Origin of the sequence: Corynebacterium sp. 045007, from assembly GCF_040743205.1 — a bacterium.
GTDB lineage: Bacteria > Actinomycetota > Actinomycetes > Mycobacteriales > Mycobacteriaceae > Corynebacterium > Corynebacterium jeikeium_D.
Window position 1 is genome coordinate 170,520 of record NZ_JBFLKW010000002.1, and the last position, 15,915, is coordinate 186,434.

Annotated in this window: 13 protein-coding genes; 3 read left to right on the forward strand and 10 right to left on the reverse strand. The window is 58.9% G+C overall.

The features are described from left to right. The first annotated feature begins 56 nt into the window (after positions 1–56). The 3 genes from AB1Z34_RS02035 to AB1Z34_RS02045 all read left to right on the forward strand — a co-directional run bounded on the left by AB1Z34_RS02035 (position 57) and on the right by AB1Z34_RS02045 (position 3,468). Positions 57–1,583 carry a peptide MFS transporter gene (locus AB1Z34_RS02035; protein WP_016421637.1) on the forward strand — a complete coding sequence of 509 codons (1,527 nt, stop codon included), beginning with the start codon at positions 57–59 and terminating at the stop codon, positions 1,581–1,583. Between the two features lie 236 nt (positions 1,584–1,819). Then, positions 1,820–2,089 (forward strand): ACT domain-containing protein, encoded by a 270-nt coding sequence (locus tag AB1Z34_RS02040; protein ID WP_016421638.1) that lies wholly within the window; start codon positions 1,820–1,822, stop codon positions 2,087–2,089. Between the two features lie 14 nt (positions 2,090–2,103). Then, on the forward strand, positions 2,104–3,468 hold the full coding sequence (locus AB1Z34_RS02045; protein ID WP_069359737.1) for a PFL family protein: 1,365 nt from the start codon (positions 2,104–2,106) through the stop codon (positions 3,466–3,468). An 18-nt stretch (positions 3,469–3,486) separates the two neighbouring features. On the opposite strand, the gene AB1Z34_RS02050 is transcribed toward AB1Z34_RS02045, so the two are convergent. The 10 genes from AB1Z34_RS02050 to AB1Z34_RS02095 all read right to left on the reverse strand — a co-directional run bounded on the left by AB1Z34_RS02050 (position 3,487) and on the right by AB1Z34_RS02095 (position 15,899). Continuing rightward, on the reverse strand, positions 3,487–4,044 hold the full coding sequence (locus AB1Z34_RS02050) for a TM2 domain-containing protein (RefSeq protein ID WP_016421640.1): 558 nt from the start codon (positions 4,042–4,044) through the stop codon (positions 3,487–3,489). Positions 4,045–4,259: 215 nt separating this feature from the next. Then, complete coding sequence (locus tag AB1Z34_RS02055) at positions 4,260–5,183, reverse strand: cutinase family protein (RefSeq protein WP_049193155.1); 924 nt, start codon at positions 5,181–5,183, stop codon at positions 4,260–4,262. A gap of 5 nt (positions 5,184–5,188) precedes the next feature. After that, a complete protein-coding gene (locus AB1Z34_RS02060) occupies positions 5,189–5,677 on the reverse strand; it encodes a DUF732 domain-containing protein (RefSeq protein ID WP_016421642.1) in 489 nt (162 codons plus the stop codon). 37 nt (positions 5,678–5,714) lie between these two features. Continuing rightward, a complete protein-coding gene (locus AB1Z34_RS02065) occupies positions 5,715–7,826 on the reverse strand; it encodes an alpha/beta hydrolase-fold protein (protein ID WP_126108231.1) in 2,112 nt (703 codons plus the stop codon). Between the two features lie 549 nt (positions 7,827–8,375). After that, a complete protein-coding gene (locus AB1Z34_RS02070; protein ID WP_049193152.1) occupies positions 8,376–9,419 on the reverse strand; it encodes an alpha/beta hydrolase family protein in 1,044 nt (347 codons plus the stop codon). A 470-nt stretch (positions 9,420–9,889) separates the two neighbouring features. Beyond that, positions 9,890–10,909 (reverse strand): decaprenyl-phosphate phosphoribosyltransferase, encoded by a 1,020-nt coding sequence (locus AB1Z34_RS02075; protein WP_049193199.1) that lies wholly within the window; start codon positions 10,907–10,909, stop codon positions 9,890–9,892. A gap of 29 nt (positions 10,910–10,938) precedes the next feature. Beyond that, on the reverse strand, positions 10,939–11,529 hold the full coding sequence (locus tag AB1Z34_RS02080; RefSeq protein ID WP_049171825.1) for a phosphatase PAP2 family protein: 591 nt from the start codon (positions 11,527–11,529) through the stop codon (positions 10,939–10,941). Further along, entirely contained in the window at positions 11,513–13,573 is a 2,061-nt protein-coding gene (locus AB1Z34_RS02085) for a glycosyltransferase (RefSeq protein ID WP_255465784.1), read from the reverse strand. The genes AB1Z34_RS02080 and AB1Z34_RS02085 overlap by 17 nt, the downstream gene beginning before the upstream one ends. Before the next feature lie 200 nt (positions 13,574–13,773). Beyond that, a complete protein-coding gene (locus tag AB1Z34_RS02090; RefSeq protein ID WP_367157818.1) occupies positions 13,774–14,787 on the reverse strand; it encodes an alpha/beta hydrolase in 1,014 nt (337 codons plus the stop codon). Between the two features lie 182 nt (positions 14,788–14,969). Beyond that, positions 14,970–15,899: an EamA family transporter gene (locus AB1Z34_RS02095; RefSeq protein ID WP_239272136.1), complete on the reverse strand. Its 930-nt coding sequence runs from the start codon at positions 15,897–15,899 to the stop codon at positions 14,970–14,972. Positions 15,900–15,915: the final 16 nt, after the last annotated feature.

Genomic DNA, 15,915 nt, shown 5'->3' on the forward strand with positions numbered 1-15,915 from the left:
AGTTCACTGACTAAATCTGGTTTTTAATTTTTGCACTCCGCCTCGATAATTGAAGAATGGACAAATCTTCAGACGAGGCTCTCGGCAATCAACCAACTGCTGAGACCCAACGAACTCATAACCCCGCAGGGTCCAGCGAAGACCGCACCTTCATGGGCCAACCGTGGGGTCTCGCCAATCTCTTCGGCATCGAAATGTGGGAGCGCTTCAGCTTCTACGGCATGCAGGCCATCCTGGCTTTCTACATGTACTACGAGACCACTCAGGGCGGTCTCGGCCTGGACAAGGGTGCTGCTACCTCTATCGTCGGTGCTTACGGCGGTCTTGTCTACATGGCCGCACTCGTTGCCTCTCTGGTTGCTGACCGTATCCTTGGCTCGGAGCGGACACTGTTCTACTCCGCCATCCTGGTCATGTTTGGCCACATCTCCTTGGCATTCATCCCCGGCGTGATTGGCCTGGCTATTGGCCTTGTCTCCATCGCAATCGGCTCCGGCGGCGTGAAGACCAACGCACAGGTCGTGCTGGGTCAGCTCTACGCAAAGGACGACCCGCGTCGTGACGCCGGCTTCTCCATCTTCTACATGGGCGTCAATATCGGTGCCCTGTTCGGCCCACTGCTCACCGGCTGGATCTGGGGAATGAAGGGCTTCCACTGGGGCTTCGGCCTGGCCGCTATCGGTATGGCTGCCGGTCTGATTCAGTACATCCTGATGCGCAAGTCCACCATCGCCGAGGCTGGCCATGAGATTCCGAACCCGCTGCCGAAGAAGCAGTACCCGGTATGGATTGGCATCGCAGTGGTCATCACTGTTGTCTCGGTTACGCTGGTTTCCACCGGAATTGTTCCGGTCACGACTCTTTCCACTGTGGTCACAGTGATTGCACTGATCGCCGCTGTGGTGCTGTGGTGGCAGATGTACTCCTCGCCACTTACGACGAAATCGGAGAAGACTCGCCTGGTCGGCTTCATCCCGATGTTCGTCTCAGGCGTGCTGTTCTTCGGTATCTTCCAGCAGCAGTTCACGGTGCTGGCCATCTACTCGGACATCCGCCTCGACCGCGAGATCTTCGGTTGGGAAATGTCCCCGGCCTGGATTAACTCGATCAACCCGATCTTCATCATCGCCTTCTCGATGGTCTTTGCAGCCGCCTGGTCCAAGCTTGGTGACCGCCAGTGGTCCACCCCAGTGAAGTTCGGTGTCGCCAACATCATCATCGGTATCTCGCTGTTCTTCTTCATCCCATTCTCCGGTGGCGGTGAGAACTCCACTCCGCTGTATGCGATTATCTGGATTCTCTTCCTGTTCACCATGGGTGAGCTCATGCTGAGCCCGGTCGGCAACGCCCTTGCTACCAAGGTCGCTCCGGCAGCATTCCCGTCGCGCATGATGGCCGTCTGGCTGATGGCAGTCGCTATGGGTACTTCGCTGGCAGGCACCCTGGCCGGCTTCTACAACTATGAGGATGCCGCTGCTGAGAACACCTTCTTCATCACCCTGGGTATCGCCTCGGTTGTCCTGGGCTTGATTCTGCTCGCCCTGCGCAAGTGGATTGTCAAGGAGTTCGTCGACGTCCGATAGGGCTGGCTCCGTAGGGCTGCCCCTCGCTCTGGCACAGCCCACGCTCACGCCCCTCCCCTCCTCCCCACTTCACGACACCTATGTCACCTCATGCCGCCTCCACAGATGGCACGAGGTGACATAGGTGTCGTGAAGTGTTTTTGGGCGGCCCTGAACATGCTTCGCCACAAACTTGCCACCAGCACAACCGCCATCCACAGATTTTCCCCGCCTCCCCACCGGCTAAAATTGAGGCCATGTTTGCCATCATTACCGTCACCGGCGAGGATCACACCGGCATCATCGCCGCCGTCACCACTGCTCTGGCGGAGCAGGACGTCAACATCGTCGATGTTTCCCAGACCCTCATGGATAAATGGTTCACCATGATCCTGCGGGTGGAGTTCAACGAGAAGGCCACCCCTATCAGCACGCTGCAGGGTTACATGGATTCCGTCGGCAAGCGGGAGGGGCTTGTCATTCGAATCCAGTCTGAGGCGCTATTCAACGCCGTCAACGAGATTTAAAGGGCGCGACCAGGATGGATTTCAACTTCGCGCAATCTAAGTTCCTCGACACTATTGACATGATCGAGAAGTACCGTCTGGATATCCGGACGGTCACCATGGGCATTTCCCTGCTCGAGTGCTCTCGCTCTGAAATGGAAGCCACCGCACAGGCGGTGTATGACCGCGTAACCAGGCAGGCCGCTCGCCTCGTGGAGGTCTGCGAGGGTATCGAGGCGGAGCTGGGCATTCCGATCGTCAATAAGCGCATCTCCGTCACACCAGTTTCCCTCATCACGGCCGGTTGCGAAGGCGACCCCACCGTGGTGGCCAAGGCACTGGACCGCGCCGCCCGCGATTCTGGCGTGAACTTCCTCGGCGGCTACTCGGCGCTCGTCGAAAAGGGCGCGACGACCAGCGAGAAGCGGCTCATCGACTCCATTCCCCACGCTCTTAGCGAGACCGAATTGGTGTGCAGCTCGGTCAACGTAGCGTCGTCACGCGCGGGCATCAACATGGATGCAGTGCGCCGCATGGGCGAAGTGGTGAAGGAAGCTGCGGCGCAGACCGCCGACCGCAGCTCCATTGCCTGCGCAAAACTGGTGGTTTTCGCCAATGCGGTGGGTGACAACCCCTTCATGGCCGGCGCGTTCCACGGTGTTGGAGAGCCGGATTGTGTCGTGTCCGTCGGCGTTTCGGGTCCGGGTGTGGTCGATCGCGCGCTCGGCGATCTGCAGGGCGCCAGCTTTAACGAAGTCGCCGAGGAGATTAAGAAGGCGGCGTTCAAGATCACGCGCACGGGTCAGCTGGTCGGCACGATGGCGTCGGAGCGCCTGGGCGTGCCTTTTGGCATCGTGGATCTCTCGCTCGCGCCGACCGCCGAGATGGGCGACTCCGTCGCTCATATTCTCGAGCACATGGGGTTGGAGCAGGTCGGCACGCACGGCACCACTGCCGCGCTGGCACTGCTTAACGACGCCGTGAAGAAAGGCGGCCTGATGGCGTGTTCACGCGTCGGTGGACTGTCCGGGTCGTTCATTCCGGTCTCTGAGGACAAGGGCATGATTGATGCTGTGCGCGCGGGGTCGATCAGCATGGACAAGCTGGAGGCGATGACCTCTATTTGCTCGGTGGGCTTCGACATGATTGCGATCCCGGGAGACACGCCTGCGACCACGATTTCCGGCATGATTGCCGACGAGGCCGCCATCGGTGTGATGAACCACAAAACCACCGCAGCCCGCCTCATTCCGGTGCCGGGTACCAAGCCGGGCGATGAGGTGAACTTCGGTGGTCTGCTCGGCTACGCGCCGGTCATCGATGTCAATGCCAAGGGCAATGCCGAGTTCATTGCCCGCGGCGGCTACATCCCCGCACCTGTGCACGGGTTCAGGAACTAGCGGCTTCGGACGAGGCTCCTACGATTGCAGGCGGCGCCCATTTGCGTCATAGGCGTAGGAGCCGCTACCGACGAGAATCAGAATGAACTCGATAAATGCCCAAATGCTGACGCCGATAATGAGGAAGAAGCCAACCAGGAAGATGGCGGTAATCCAGCCAAAAACCGTCAGTGCTAGCTGAATAGCACCACGCGAGTTGTGCCCCAGGTAGAAATTGTGAACACCGAGGGTGCCCAGGAAGAAGGCAAGCAGAGCCGCTGCAATCTTGGACTTATCCGAGACAGGGGAACCTGCGACCCCGTAGCCCTGGTGCGGGTTCGGGCCGCCGAAGCCAGCGGAATACGCCGGCGCCTGCTGGTTTGGGTAACCACTCTGATACGGGTTCGAGTACCCGTTGTGGAAATTGTGCTGGCTCGGGTCCTGATAGCCCTGCCCCACGTTCGGCTGCTGCGGTGGGTATGGATCCGAGTACGGCATACCGGAGCTGTAAGCACCCGAGCTGTTAGCGAACTTCCCCTTGGACCTCGGCATACCGTCTTCGTCGAAATCTCCATATGGGTTTGTCGGATTCGTCATTGCACCCTACCTTTTCGCCTAGATTTCCCCGGTCATGAACAGCAGTTCCTTGGGCGATAATAACCGGTTCCGTCAGACTGCTTCCTGCAACTTTGTCAATTTCTTTCGAAATTTTAGTGAAACTGTTGTTTTTGAATATTAAACACCAGTTCTTGAGCAAGATTCTAACAGCAAGTCCCCGTCGGGGGCGTCTCGCACATTTTGAGCTGCACCTACTACCGCGCCAGCGATTGCTCAATCAGTTCGCGAGCCCAACCCTCCGTCCAGGCCAGCGGAGTCGTCCCCGGAATTGCCACATCATTCGTGGCGTAGGTCGCGTGCGCACCCGCGCCGGTAATCATCTCCTGCGCTCGTGCAATCGCATCGGCCACTCCCGGAGGCACATCACAGAAGGAGTCCGATGGCACGCAGACATTCTGGACCTTGTCATTAAGAGGCCCAAAGCCGTCTCGTGGACCGCGCATCGTTGCGCCCGGAACCACAGCCTGCACAATGCCGCCAAGCGGCTGCAATGACAGCTCGACGCCCACACCAGCCAGCGGAACGCCCTGGTTCACGCCCTGATTGGGGTCACGCCGCGGGTCGCCCAACAGAGCCACGCCCGCGATGCGCTCGGCCGGAACTACACCGCGGCCATTGCCGATGTCAGAGGCCAAATCACCTGCAATAGCGGCACCCTGGGAGAAGCCCATCAGGACGAAGTCCGTCAGCGGACACTGCCCGTGCAAGTCAGCCATTTCCTTAGCGGTGACATCGCGCCCGACTGCCTGCGAATCATCGTAAGTGAGTTGGTCGGGCAGCTGATGCGTCTTAATCTGTGCCGGGTACGGCGTAGTCCAGACCTTGACATCACCCTCCGAGTAGGACCCTGAGATCGAGTTCGTCAGGCCAAGCAGCAGCGAATGCGGGTTCGCGGTCGGGGCCATCGGATCATCGTCAGCACGCGATTCCGCAGTTCCGGGCACGGCGATAACTTCTACCGCCGGGCACCACTCGGGTTGTTCGGCCAGAACCCCGCCATCGTCACCGGGGGTCGGTGGGGTTTGACCGCCTTGGTCGTCGTTAAGCCATTGCACTACGCCGAAGCCAATAGCGGCCACCAGCACAATGACCGCCAGAATTGTCAGCACTTTACGCATGAGTGCTAGCAATACGCCTTTTTAGCGGAGCTTGCAATAGTCTTCGCCACTTCCTCGGCGCTTTCCTGTGAGCGCCCCTGTGCGACCAGCTGCCCGGCAATCGCCAGCGCGATGACTTCACGCTCCTCCTCCGGTGCGTCCGCGCATGCCGCGCGACCTGTGCCGATGAGCTGATCCTCCACCCCATCAACATCGATTCCCGCTTTTTCCAGCGCTCCGAGGTATGAATCGTCCGCCTCGCTGAGCTTCATCTGCCCATCGGGCGCTTCGTCCACGCGCTTAGCTTGGGGATCTGTGATCTCCGGCGCAGACTTTTCGCTCGACTTCGGCGCAGAAGTCTTCGTGCTTGACGACGTCGTGGAGGTCTTCGTAGTCGTTGACGAGGTGACCTCCGAAGACTCCACTGTGGAACTGCCACAGGCGGCCACTCCGAAGGTCAGCAGCGCAACAGCTGTGGTTGTAGCCAGTGTCCGGAAGGACTTGTTCATGGACATTTGTCTATCCCTTATTCAGTGCCCTGCTTTGGTTGGCTTACTTGTCATCACCGTTGTCGGCGGCTGGGGCCGGCGCTTCTGGCTTATTGCGCTCTTCGACAATCTTGCCGTTGAGCTGACGAATCCAGCCACCCTCGAACTGCTGCTCAAGACCGCCGGCCTTGACTGGCTGCAGTGGGCCGACCGGGTAGCCGAACGGGCCATTTTCGTAGCCAGTGCTGCCCCAGTGGTCAGTGATGTCGTTGGAGCGCACCGGCTGTGCACCAGTTTCCGGAGTCCAGTAAATGGCACCGTGTTCGAAGCGCTGGAAAGCGCCGCGGGCGAGCTTGACCTCGTCGCCGTCGACAGGCAGACCCAAATCGGACTCAGCGCCACCGAGCTCCTTGTAGACACGGCCGATTTCACCACGCACGATGCGAGGTTCTTCGCCGCCGATCTTGACGATGGTGCCACCCTGGAAATCCTGGGCGACACCACCCGGAATATCGCGGTGGTTGGCGACTGGGTAGCCCAGCGGACCGGTCTCGAAGCCGGCCTTGCCCCAGACGTTCATAATGTCGCCGGTGACTTCGTGGGCTCCGCCTTCCGGAGTCCAGTAAATCGAGCCCTTTTCGAAGTGGACGAATCGTCCCGAGCCATCCGGCGTAGCCAGTTCGTTGGTCACTGGGTAGCCGAGCGGCGAGGACGGACCACCGAGCTCGTTGTAACGCGAACCGATGCGCCCCCAGACCACATGTGCCCCGGAATCCGGGTGCCAGTAGGCGGTACCGCCGGTAAAGTCCTGAGCCACGCCATTCTTGGCGACGCCATACTCATCCGACAGGCAGGTGCCAATTCCTGGCAGCGATGCGACGGCCTTCTCAATCTCGCCGCCTACACGGCAGACCGCGCCACGATCGGACTCCGGCAACTGCAGTGCATCGGCCAGCGTTGGCCAGGCCTGACTGACCTCAAATTGCCAGTACGGCCAAGTGTGAGTACCCGAGCTCCGGAAGTTCACAACCGGCTCGACGCCCTTTTCGCGAGCATTCCGGATGAAGGTCTCACTGGTCATGCGGGAAAGCACTTCCAATGCGTAACCGGTCGGATTGTCCGGCTTCGTTGGATCGATCTGCGACGGCACGTCCCACTCACCGGTGTTGCCGTTACCCGCCGAGATGTACAGCGACATGCCCTTGAGCTTGTCGATGTTCAGCTTCGGATCATTGTCCTTCCAACGCTGCGAACCGAGCGGGCCCCACATCTTCGTCGCGTCATAGCCACCGGTGTTCTTCATCGCCAGAGAGATTGCCTGCGGCATGCCCGGCGAAGTCATATCCAGGTAACCAGAGAGGCTACCGGCAAACTTCCACAGCTCCGGGGAGTGTGCTGCAACGTTGTAAGCACCGGTAGCTCCCATGGAGATACCGATAATGCCGCGTTCATCGTTGCCGCGGAAGCCGTTGGTGATAACCGGCACGAGCTCCTTAGTGATGAAGCTCTCCCACTTGTAGTTCTGACCGTTATCCGGCTGATCCCAGTCAGAGTAGAAGGACGATGTACCGCCGGCAGGCATAACCACCAGGACATTCTTGTCCTCGTAGAAGCGCTCGATATTAGTAGCGCGAATCCAACCGGAGTAGTCATCAAACGATGCCATACCGTCAAGGTGGTAGACGCTCGGGAATGTGCGCTCCTTGTCGCGGTACCAATCGCGCGGCAGCAAAATCTCAACCTGAATTGGCTTCTCCGGCATGGCAGCCGAGCGAATGTGCGCAATGACGTGGTGATCTGTGTACCACTCGACCTTGTCTACGCTGACTCCACTGGGCAGGTTCGCCACTGCGGGAGTATCGACTTTAAATGGCGTACGCTCCGGCCCTGGCATCGGCTTCGGCATACCCAGGCCAGGTAGCTGCGCACCAGCAGCTTGCGCTGCTTCAGCGGCCTTAGCAAGGTCTCCCAGGTCTCCAGATTGCGCCAACTGCCCCTGAACGGCCTGAAGTTCCTCGTAGCTAGGCAGACCTGGCTGAGCTGGCTCGGGAGCCGCCACTGCAGCAGGGGCACCGAGAGCGAGAGTCAACGGTAGTGCCAAAAGTGCGGTCAACGCCCGTGATGACTTCCGGCTGTTGCCGAGTCCACCACGGAGGAATCTAGCGGTTACGCGCATAAGAGGGCTTCCCTTTACAAAGTCGCTGGTTGAAATTTTTTGAGACGTTGAGTGTTGCACCGGCGCCGATTAGGCACCTGCAGATAGCATCACGCGGCGCTAGAGCTATGCGTTTACCGTTCGGCTTCGCAGAATTATGTGGTGACCAGCAACGTATCCGAAGGTTCCCCTCCTCCGGCGTGCCGCTGCACGAAGAATCTCACACACGTTCTGCGAAACAAACGATATAGCTACCTGAATAGCTTCACCCTTTACTTTAAGGTTCGACTCTCATGTTTACCCTCTTACGGGTAAAAACCGTGGAGACACACGCAAAAGGAACTGAATTCAAGCTTTGACAGCGCAACTCTTTGCGCCCCTCTGTAGGCCGTTACCCACACCTTCCGCTCAGCATCCAAACCCGGACTCGACACAGAAAAAAAGACCAACCCCAACAAAAGGATTGGTCTTTTTCAAAATTGAGACATCTTAAGAAGCTAGTCCCTTTAAGAAGTCATCCAGCACCAGAACTAGGCCAGCGCACCAGAGCGCCCTGAAATAACTATCGACCTAAAGGCCCAGCGCCCGAAGAATGTGCGGGCGAGCAAGCGCGGCATCACGGCCCCACAGCTCCCACGAGTGGATACCGTTCGGGCTGTAGACAAACTGCGCATTGAGGCCGGCAGCGCGAGCATCCTGCTCAAAGCGCTGCGTCGAAGCGCGGGATACGGACTCCATCACGGCACGCCAGACGGTGTCAGGGAGCTGCGGCACCGGACGGTTCAAAACCTCCGGATCACTCCACAGGCTCTGAACACCCTGGGCGGAGGAAACATACATCGGCAGCCCCTTGAGCTGGTCGAGCAGCATCGAAGGGTCATGGGCCTGGCGTTCCGCCGAAGCCGGAACCGGAAGACCCCACATGCCAGTCGGATTCACTACACCAGTGCTAGCCACCATTGCAGTGGTACCCGTAGCAACTACCTCGTTCGACATCTGGTAGTAACCGGACAGCGAAGTAACATGCTTGAACTGGTCACGGTGGCGGGCTGCCAAAGAAACCGCCGCAGCCGCACCCATGGACAAACCAGCGATTGCGTTGCGGTTCGGGTTGACACCAAACTCACGCTGCAGATAGACCGGCAGCTCCTGAGTCAGGAAGGTCTCCCACTTCTGGATCTTCGGACCCTCAGCAGTCACAGCCGGGGTATTCCAGTCGGTGTAGAAGGAGCCATCGCCAGCAGCCGGCGCAACCAGAGTGATGTTGTCATTGGCGAAGGTCTGAGCAATGTGACCCGACCAAATCCAACCGGACGCGCCCTTATTAAAGCCCCACAGACCGTCGAGCATGTACAGGGACGCATCGCCGCCACCAGTAGCCGCCTTAATCTGAACCGGAATATTGCGGTTCATAGCCGGCGAGAAGACCTGGCAGTACTGAACCCACCAGTTGTATGGATCCCACTCACAGCCTGGACGCAGTCGATCACGGTTTGGATCAGCACTCGCATCCTTCGCGGATGCGAGCATGATGCCACCAAACACCATTGCAACAGCCACAAGGGCAGCTACGACCTTCACCGTGAAGTTACGACTCACTGCAGTAAAGCTCATCGTTCTCCTCTTTACTTTCGGACTTACCTCCGCGCCAGACTTTTCGGAGGCAGTCGCTTACGCGAGCTTTCGCTTTTCTGCTTCCAGTTGTGACGCGACAACTGGAGACCCCACAAAAGAATCTCGAGTATGTAACGATACTCAATCGTTTCCCTACATCCAAGTTTAAATCGTAATCATTCCGTAATATTTCTCACATTTCCCCTCAAAACTATCCACCACAAGGAGAAACAATGTTTACCAGCATGGAATTACAAAATTGTAATTCCGCCCCGACTAATCCGTAGGACTGACTGAGAAACCTAAAACACGCCTACAAGAACCCCAAACACAACGTAAGTATTAGCTAGGCACAAAAAAGCCCATGCACCCCTCGGTGCATGGGCTTTCAGCTACCAACCGAACCCGACTAGAACCCGACGAGAACCCGACGGAAATCGCAGTTCGCTTAAAGGGATAAGAACTGGGAACTACCCCAGAGTCGGGACAGCGTAGACAGCGATGGCAATGGACAGCAGCCACAGGACGGCCAGTGCCTGCAGCGGTCGGTCCTTGAGCGCAATCTCATCCGGGCTTCCCGCATCACCACGGTCAACGTCGGCGGCGAAGCGCAGGATGGCCACAGTGAATGGAACCATCGAGATCTCGTACCAAATAGCCGAAGTCGATGAAGTGCCCGGCGCGCGGCCCATCTCAAAGCCCCACAGCGCGTAGCTCAGCACCACGGCGGTCGCAGCGAGGGTCCACACAAAGCGCAGATAAGTCGCGGTGTAACCCTGCAACGACTTTCGAATCTTCTTACCCGTGCGCTCTGCCAACAGCAGCTCAGCGTAACGCTTACCGGCTGCCATGAACAGCGAACCAAAGGCGGCAACCAGCAAGAACCACTGGGACAGGTTGATGTTGGCAGCAACACCGCCGGCCATTGCACGCAGCATGAAACCCGAGGACACCAGCGCAATATCAATCACCGGCTGGTGCTTCAGGCCAAAGCAGTAACCGAGCTGCAGTGCAATGTATACAGCCACAACAATTGCTAGCCCCGGCCCCTCAGAGGCAAACCAGGACACCGCAATCGAACCAATAATCAGTGCGACCGCCATAATGTACGCCATGCTCACCGGCAGTACGCCAGCGGCAATTGGGCGGAAGCGCTTGGTTGGGTGCGCGCGGTCAGCTTCGACATCGCGGGCATCATTAATCAGGTAAATCGACGATGCGGCCAAACAGAAGGCCACAAACGCCACCAGGATGTCGACGGTCAGCGTACCGATCGAACGTCCCGAGTCCATGATCTCGTTGCCGGCTGCCAGTGGAGCCGCAATGACCAGGACATTCTTCACCCACTGCTTCGGGCGAAGCGCCTTGATCATGCCGTCCAGCAGATTCTTCGGCGGATGCCCCTGCGGATGCGCAGGCTCATCGATACCGGAAGTGTGCGGCTCGGACCCAATCCTTGATTGAGAAGCTTGCCGCTGGTTGGCCGACACATTGGCCAAGTTGTCGTTCTCCGCCTGTGTCACTGTGCATTCCTTTCCGCAATGGAGGGCTGTCCACCCTGGTTATGCTGCGCCTTTTTCGGCTCGATGACCTTATCACCTATCTTGTCCACCGCAAGAGCAGTGGCTGTACCCAGCGCTGCTCCGAGAGCGACATCGGTTGGGTAATGCACTCCCAGCACCAGGCGGGAGAGCATAATCGCCGGCACACCCACAGCCGGGGCTGCCGGGTAACCCAACTTTGCAATCCCCACCAGCGCCGCCGTCGTCGACGTCGCGTGCGAGGACGGGAAACTCAGCTTGCTCGGCGTACCAACGCCGATTGCTATACGACGGTCATGCGGACGCGGGCGACGGACAATGCGCTTAAGCACCACCGATGCCGCATGCGAGGTAAAGGCGGCCACACCGACCTTTGCCCAGCCAATGCGTCGCTCCTTATCCACCGCTGCCCCGAGGGCAGCGAGCCCCATCCACCCAAGGGCGTGCTCACCGAAATAGCTCATGGCACGCGCGGTGGGCAGCACACCCGGGACGTCGTTAAGCGTGTGCTGAATATTAACGAGAACGTCGGACTCGCCGAACGGATCGCCTTTAATTTTCGAAGACATTCGCCCAGGCCTTCCTACTGGTCAGATCGTCATAGGCTGCGCGGTAGCGTGCCTGCATTTGCTCGAACCGCTCCTCAACCTGCTTTTGCAGCTCCCAGGATTCTTCCAGCAGAGCCTTGGCCTTGTCGCGGTCACGCTGGCGATACACCACGCCACGGCCGTCAGCGGTGGTGACCGTTGCGCCATCCAGACGCGACAGGGAGAACCAACGAGCCTCCAGCGGCGCCAGGTTTGCCTGCGGCACCGCATGGTGCTCGGAGTTTTCCGGGCGCACGCTGTGAAGCAAGCCCTTGGCCAGCCAACCGACCTTCTTCAGCTTGCCCAGGCGACCACCGACATCCTTTGTCGGAATCCCCGGAATACCGGAGGGCTTTGGCAGATCGCCTGCACTCGGCAGCACAACCGCGTCGGGGAAGCTCTTGCGCAGGGCATTGATGCGCGGCAGCGAAGATTCGAGAATGTCGAACAGATGCTCCGGACCTGCCAGGAAGTCCTTCATGGCTTCGTTTTGGATGGCAACAGTGGAGTACTCCAGGCACAGGAGGTGCTTGAATGTGGCCTTGCGCATGGAACGCACGATACCGGCAGCATCTCCCTCGTGCTGGAGAGCCGCGACGATCAAGCGGTTGCGCAGGTGGAAGTACGCCTGCCAGTCAATGGCGTCGTCCTTGTCCGACCAGGCCATATGCCAAATTGCTACACCCGGCCACGTAGCCGTCGGAAAGCCTGCCTTGCCTGCGCGCAAACCGTATTCGGCATCGTCCCACTTAATAAACAGCGGCAGTGGCTGACCGATCGTCTCAGCGGCGACGCGCGGAATCAAGCACATCCACCAGCCGTTGAACTCAACATCGATGCGACGGTGAAGATCCTTCGAATCGACAACCTCACCGGTTGCGTTAGTGCCGTGCTCCCCGCGATCGCGCAACGGGTGCGCATAAAAGTCGTGGTCATAGTGGACGTGCGGAGCGGAAGTCCACATGAAGTCATGGCGGCCGATGACTTCACCCATCGAGTGCAAGTGGCTGCGCTCCTGAAGGTTCAGCATCTGACCGCCGACCAGCATCGGGGACTTCGCGAACCGGCCAACAGCGACCGCACGCAGAATGGAATCCGGTTCGATGGCGATGTCGTCATCCATGTAGAGAATGAAAGGGCTATCGGTCGCACGCTTCGAATCCGAATCCGGACCGCCCAGGGCCTCGTACATAATGCGGGAGTACCCGCCGGAACCACCGAGATTTCCCTGCGGGAAAATACGCAGGCGGTCACCAAAGTGCTCGGCGACAGCATCAAAGCCCGGCTCGTCTGCCGGGTGCTTGGTGCCCTGGTCAGGCATCAAAACAGCATCGATGATGGCATCGACCTCAGGATCCGAGGACAGCGCCTCAAGAGCAGCAACTGCGTCGGTCGGGCGATTGAACGTCGGGATACCGATAGTGACGCGCCCCTCCGGCGCCTGATGCTCCGTGCCGTCCGGGTACGTCTGGCTCGGCGCCTCGATATCGGAGTACCAACCTGCGGAGTGGATTACCACGTCCGTCTCACAGGTGAGGTCAAACCAAATCCAGCCGCCGTCTTCAAATTGCGTCAGCGGTACTGGGATTTCGCAGACGTGCACATCCTTGCCGTCCACCTTGGCTTCTGCACCTTCAGCCGCCGCACCCAGGTCACCGACAACTTCGCCGGTCACGGCGATGCGTGCACCGTCAATCTTCGAACGGTAAATGTCCACGCGCGCAGTACCGGATAACTCCAGGCGCAGGACAACATTGTCCAGATTCGTCCACCGGCGCCAGTAGCTGGCCGGAAAAGCATTGAAGTAGGTTTCAAAACTAACTTCATCACCCGCCGGAATAGTGGCTGACGTGCGCGAATGCGCTTGCACACGACCGGCATTAGTCTCCGGCTCAACCAAGTAGAGCGAGCGGACATCACGGGGCTCACCCAACTTTGGCAGCAAAATCCGCTGCAGGCGTTCAACGGCAAGGCTTGACGACGTTGTCGGGGTATGTGTCCGCTTTTGTTCAGGCTGTGATGCCATGAGACGTATCAACCACTTTCCGAAAGGTCTACCGGGGGTGTTGCCGCCGATAAGTTACCGACGTTTCTATCTCATAGCATCCTAGTGCCCGTGGCGGATTGCCTCTTGTTGCCACGCTAGCGACAGCCCAGAATGTGAAAGCCCCTACGCGCTGCGGACTATCTGCTGCGCATAGGGGCTTTTTCGTTCAGGCTCTAGTTTTAAGCTCCGAGGAAACCTTCGATGCGGGCCTTGGAGTTCTGGAGGTTACGATCCCAGGTTGGCCAATCGTGGATACCGGTCTGCTCGTATTCAAACGTGGCATCCAGACCGGAGGTACGAGCACGCAACTCAAACTCGCGGGTGGACAAGCGGGACAGCGACTCCAGCGCAACACCACCGGCCTTCGGGACGACCCGGTAGAGGTTCTTCGGGTCGCGAACCTCATCCGGAACACCATTTGCCGAGGTAATAACCAGATCCAGCCCCTTCATCTTCTCGACGTTCAGGTACGGATCATTGCGGACACGCTCCGCTGACATAGGCGCACCCCACATGTCGAAGGAGCTGTAGCCAGCCGACAGCTGAGCAGCCTCAATTGCAGTGGTCATACCCGGGGCAGTGGTGTGCAGGTAACCGGAGAAGGCAAGAGCCTGACCGAACTGGTCTCGGTGGTTGTATGCCAGCGACAGTGCAGCAGATGCACCCATGGACAGACCTGCAATGGAGTTGCCAGTGCGAGAAATGCCGAACTCACGCTCAAGGTAAACCGGCAGTTCCTGAGTTAAGAAGGTCTCCCACATGTTTACAAACGGACCGTGCACACTAACCGACGGACGCTTCCAGTCGGTGTAGAAGCTACCGCCCCCGCCACCTGGAATAACCAGGTTGACGTTGGATCCCTCAAAAGTACGTGGGGCGTTACCGTGCTCCACCCAGTCTGAGGCATCAGCCGGGCTACGCAGGCCATCTAGCAGGTAGAGAGCCTTGTTACCGCCATTGGCCGAGGCCACAATCTGAACCGGAATATTACGATCCATGGCCGGCGAATAAACCTGGCACTTCTGGGTGAAGTACCGGTACGAATCCCACTCACAACCCGGACGCAGCGAGCCTCGGTCACCCGCCGCGCTCGCGGCCGGCGCCATGGTCAATGCAGACGCAGCCACAGCTACTACGGACGCAACGGCTGCAACCTTTCGGCGCCAACCACGGAAAGTAGAGGTGATTTTCACGTGTGCATTCTCCTCACAATGTGCGATTCCCCACGGCCGGTGGGAACTATCAGGCGTGTTTCCGCTTCAGGGAATTACCTTAAGAAACAATAAATCTTCGACAAACTTACCCGCATTCACTGTCGTTTTCCAGCAGAACACGTCGAGACCCCACTTTTCGGCGGGTTCTGGTATCCGCATTTTTACTGCGCAAGCCCCCGCAGCTCGCGCGACTCCCGCGCCCCGCGCCAGGTAATAATCGCGCCAGCCGCCGCGATTAGCACGATGCCCAGCGCCATGGACCAAGTCACTCGGTCACCGGAAAACGCCCAGCCCAGGATTGCACCGATGACCGGGTCCAGTGCAAAGAGCGTGCCGACGACCGCCGCTGAGACAATCCCCGCAGCGATGGTGTCCATCACGTAGGGAATAACAGCGCCAATAAACCCGGAAATAACGATGGTGGCCCACATCGAACCGTCGACAAGCGGTGCAGCGGAAACAGAAAATGGCGCGAGCACGATTGCTGCGACGACCACTGACAGCGCCAGGTCGGGCATGCCGCCGCCCTCGGTGCTGCCCATTCGGGCGGAGAAGAGCGTGTAAGCGCCGAAGAAGATTGCACCGATTGCGGCGTAACCAATGCCGATAATGTCAAGGTCATTGGAGGGCTGGGCAATCAGGGCAACGCCGATGAAAGCGACGATGGCCCATAGGCGGGAGCGCCACATTTTCAGCCCCAGGAAGGACACGACGCAGGGGCCGAGGAAGTCGATGGTGACGGCGACGCCCTGCGGGAGGCGCGCGATGGCTGCGTACACCATCATGCTCATCATGCCCATGGCGATGCCGTAGACCACGATGTTGATGGCGCGGGCGCGGGTCATCCCGGACAGTTTTGGCCGGAACAGAACCACCATAATGATGGCGGCGGCGGTCATGCGCAGGCCCGATATGCCCGGCGCGCCGACCGTGGAAAGCATGCCAGTGACCAGCACGGCTGCAGCCTGGGTACCAAGAGAACCGATAAGAACCAGAATGACAGGTGCCACTGGCAGGGTGAGAAACTTGTTCACACGCTGCAGCAATGGCCCCTGCTGGGGAACTTCGGTTTGGGTTTTCTCACGCGACACTCGCGCAATACTAGCG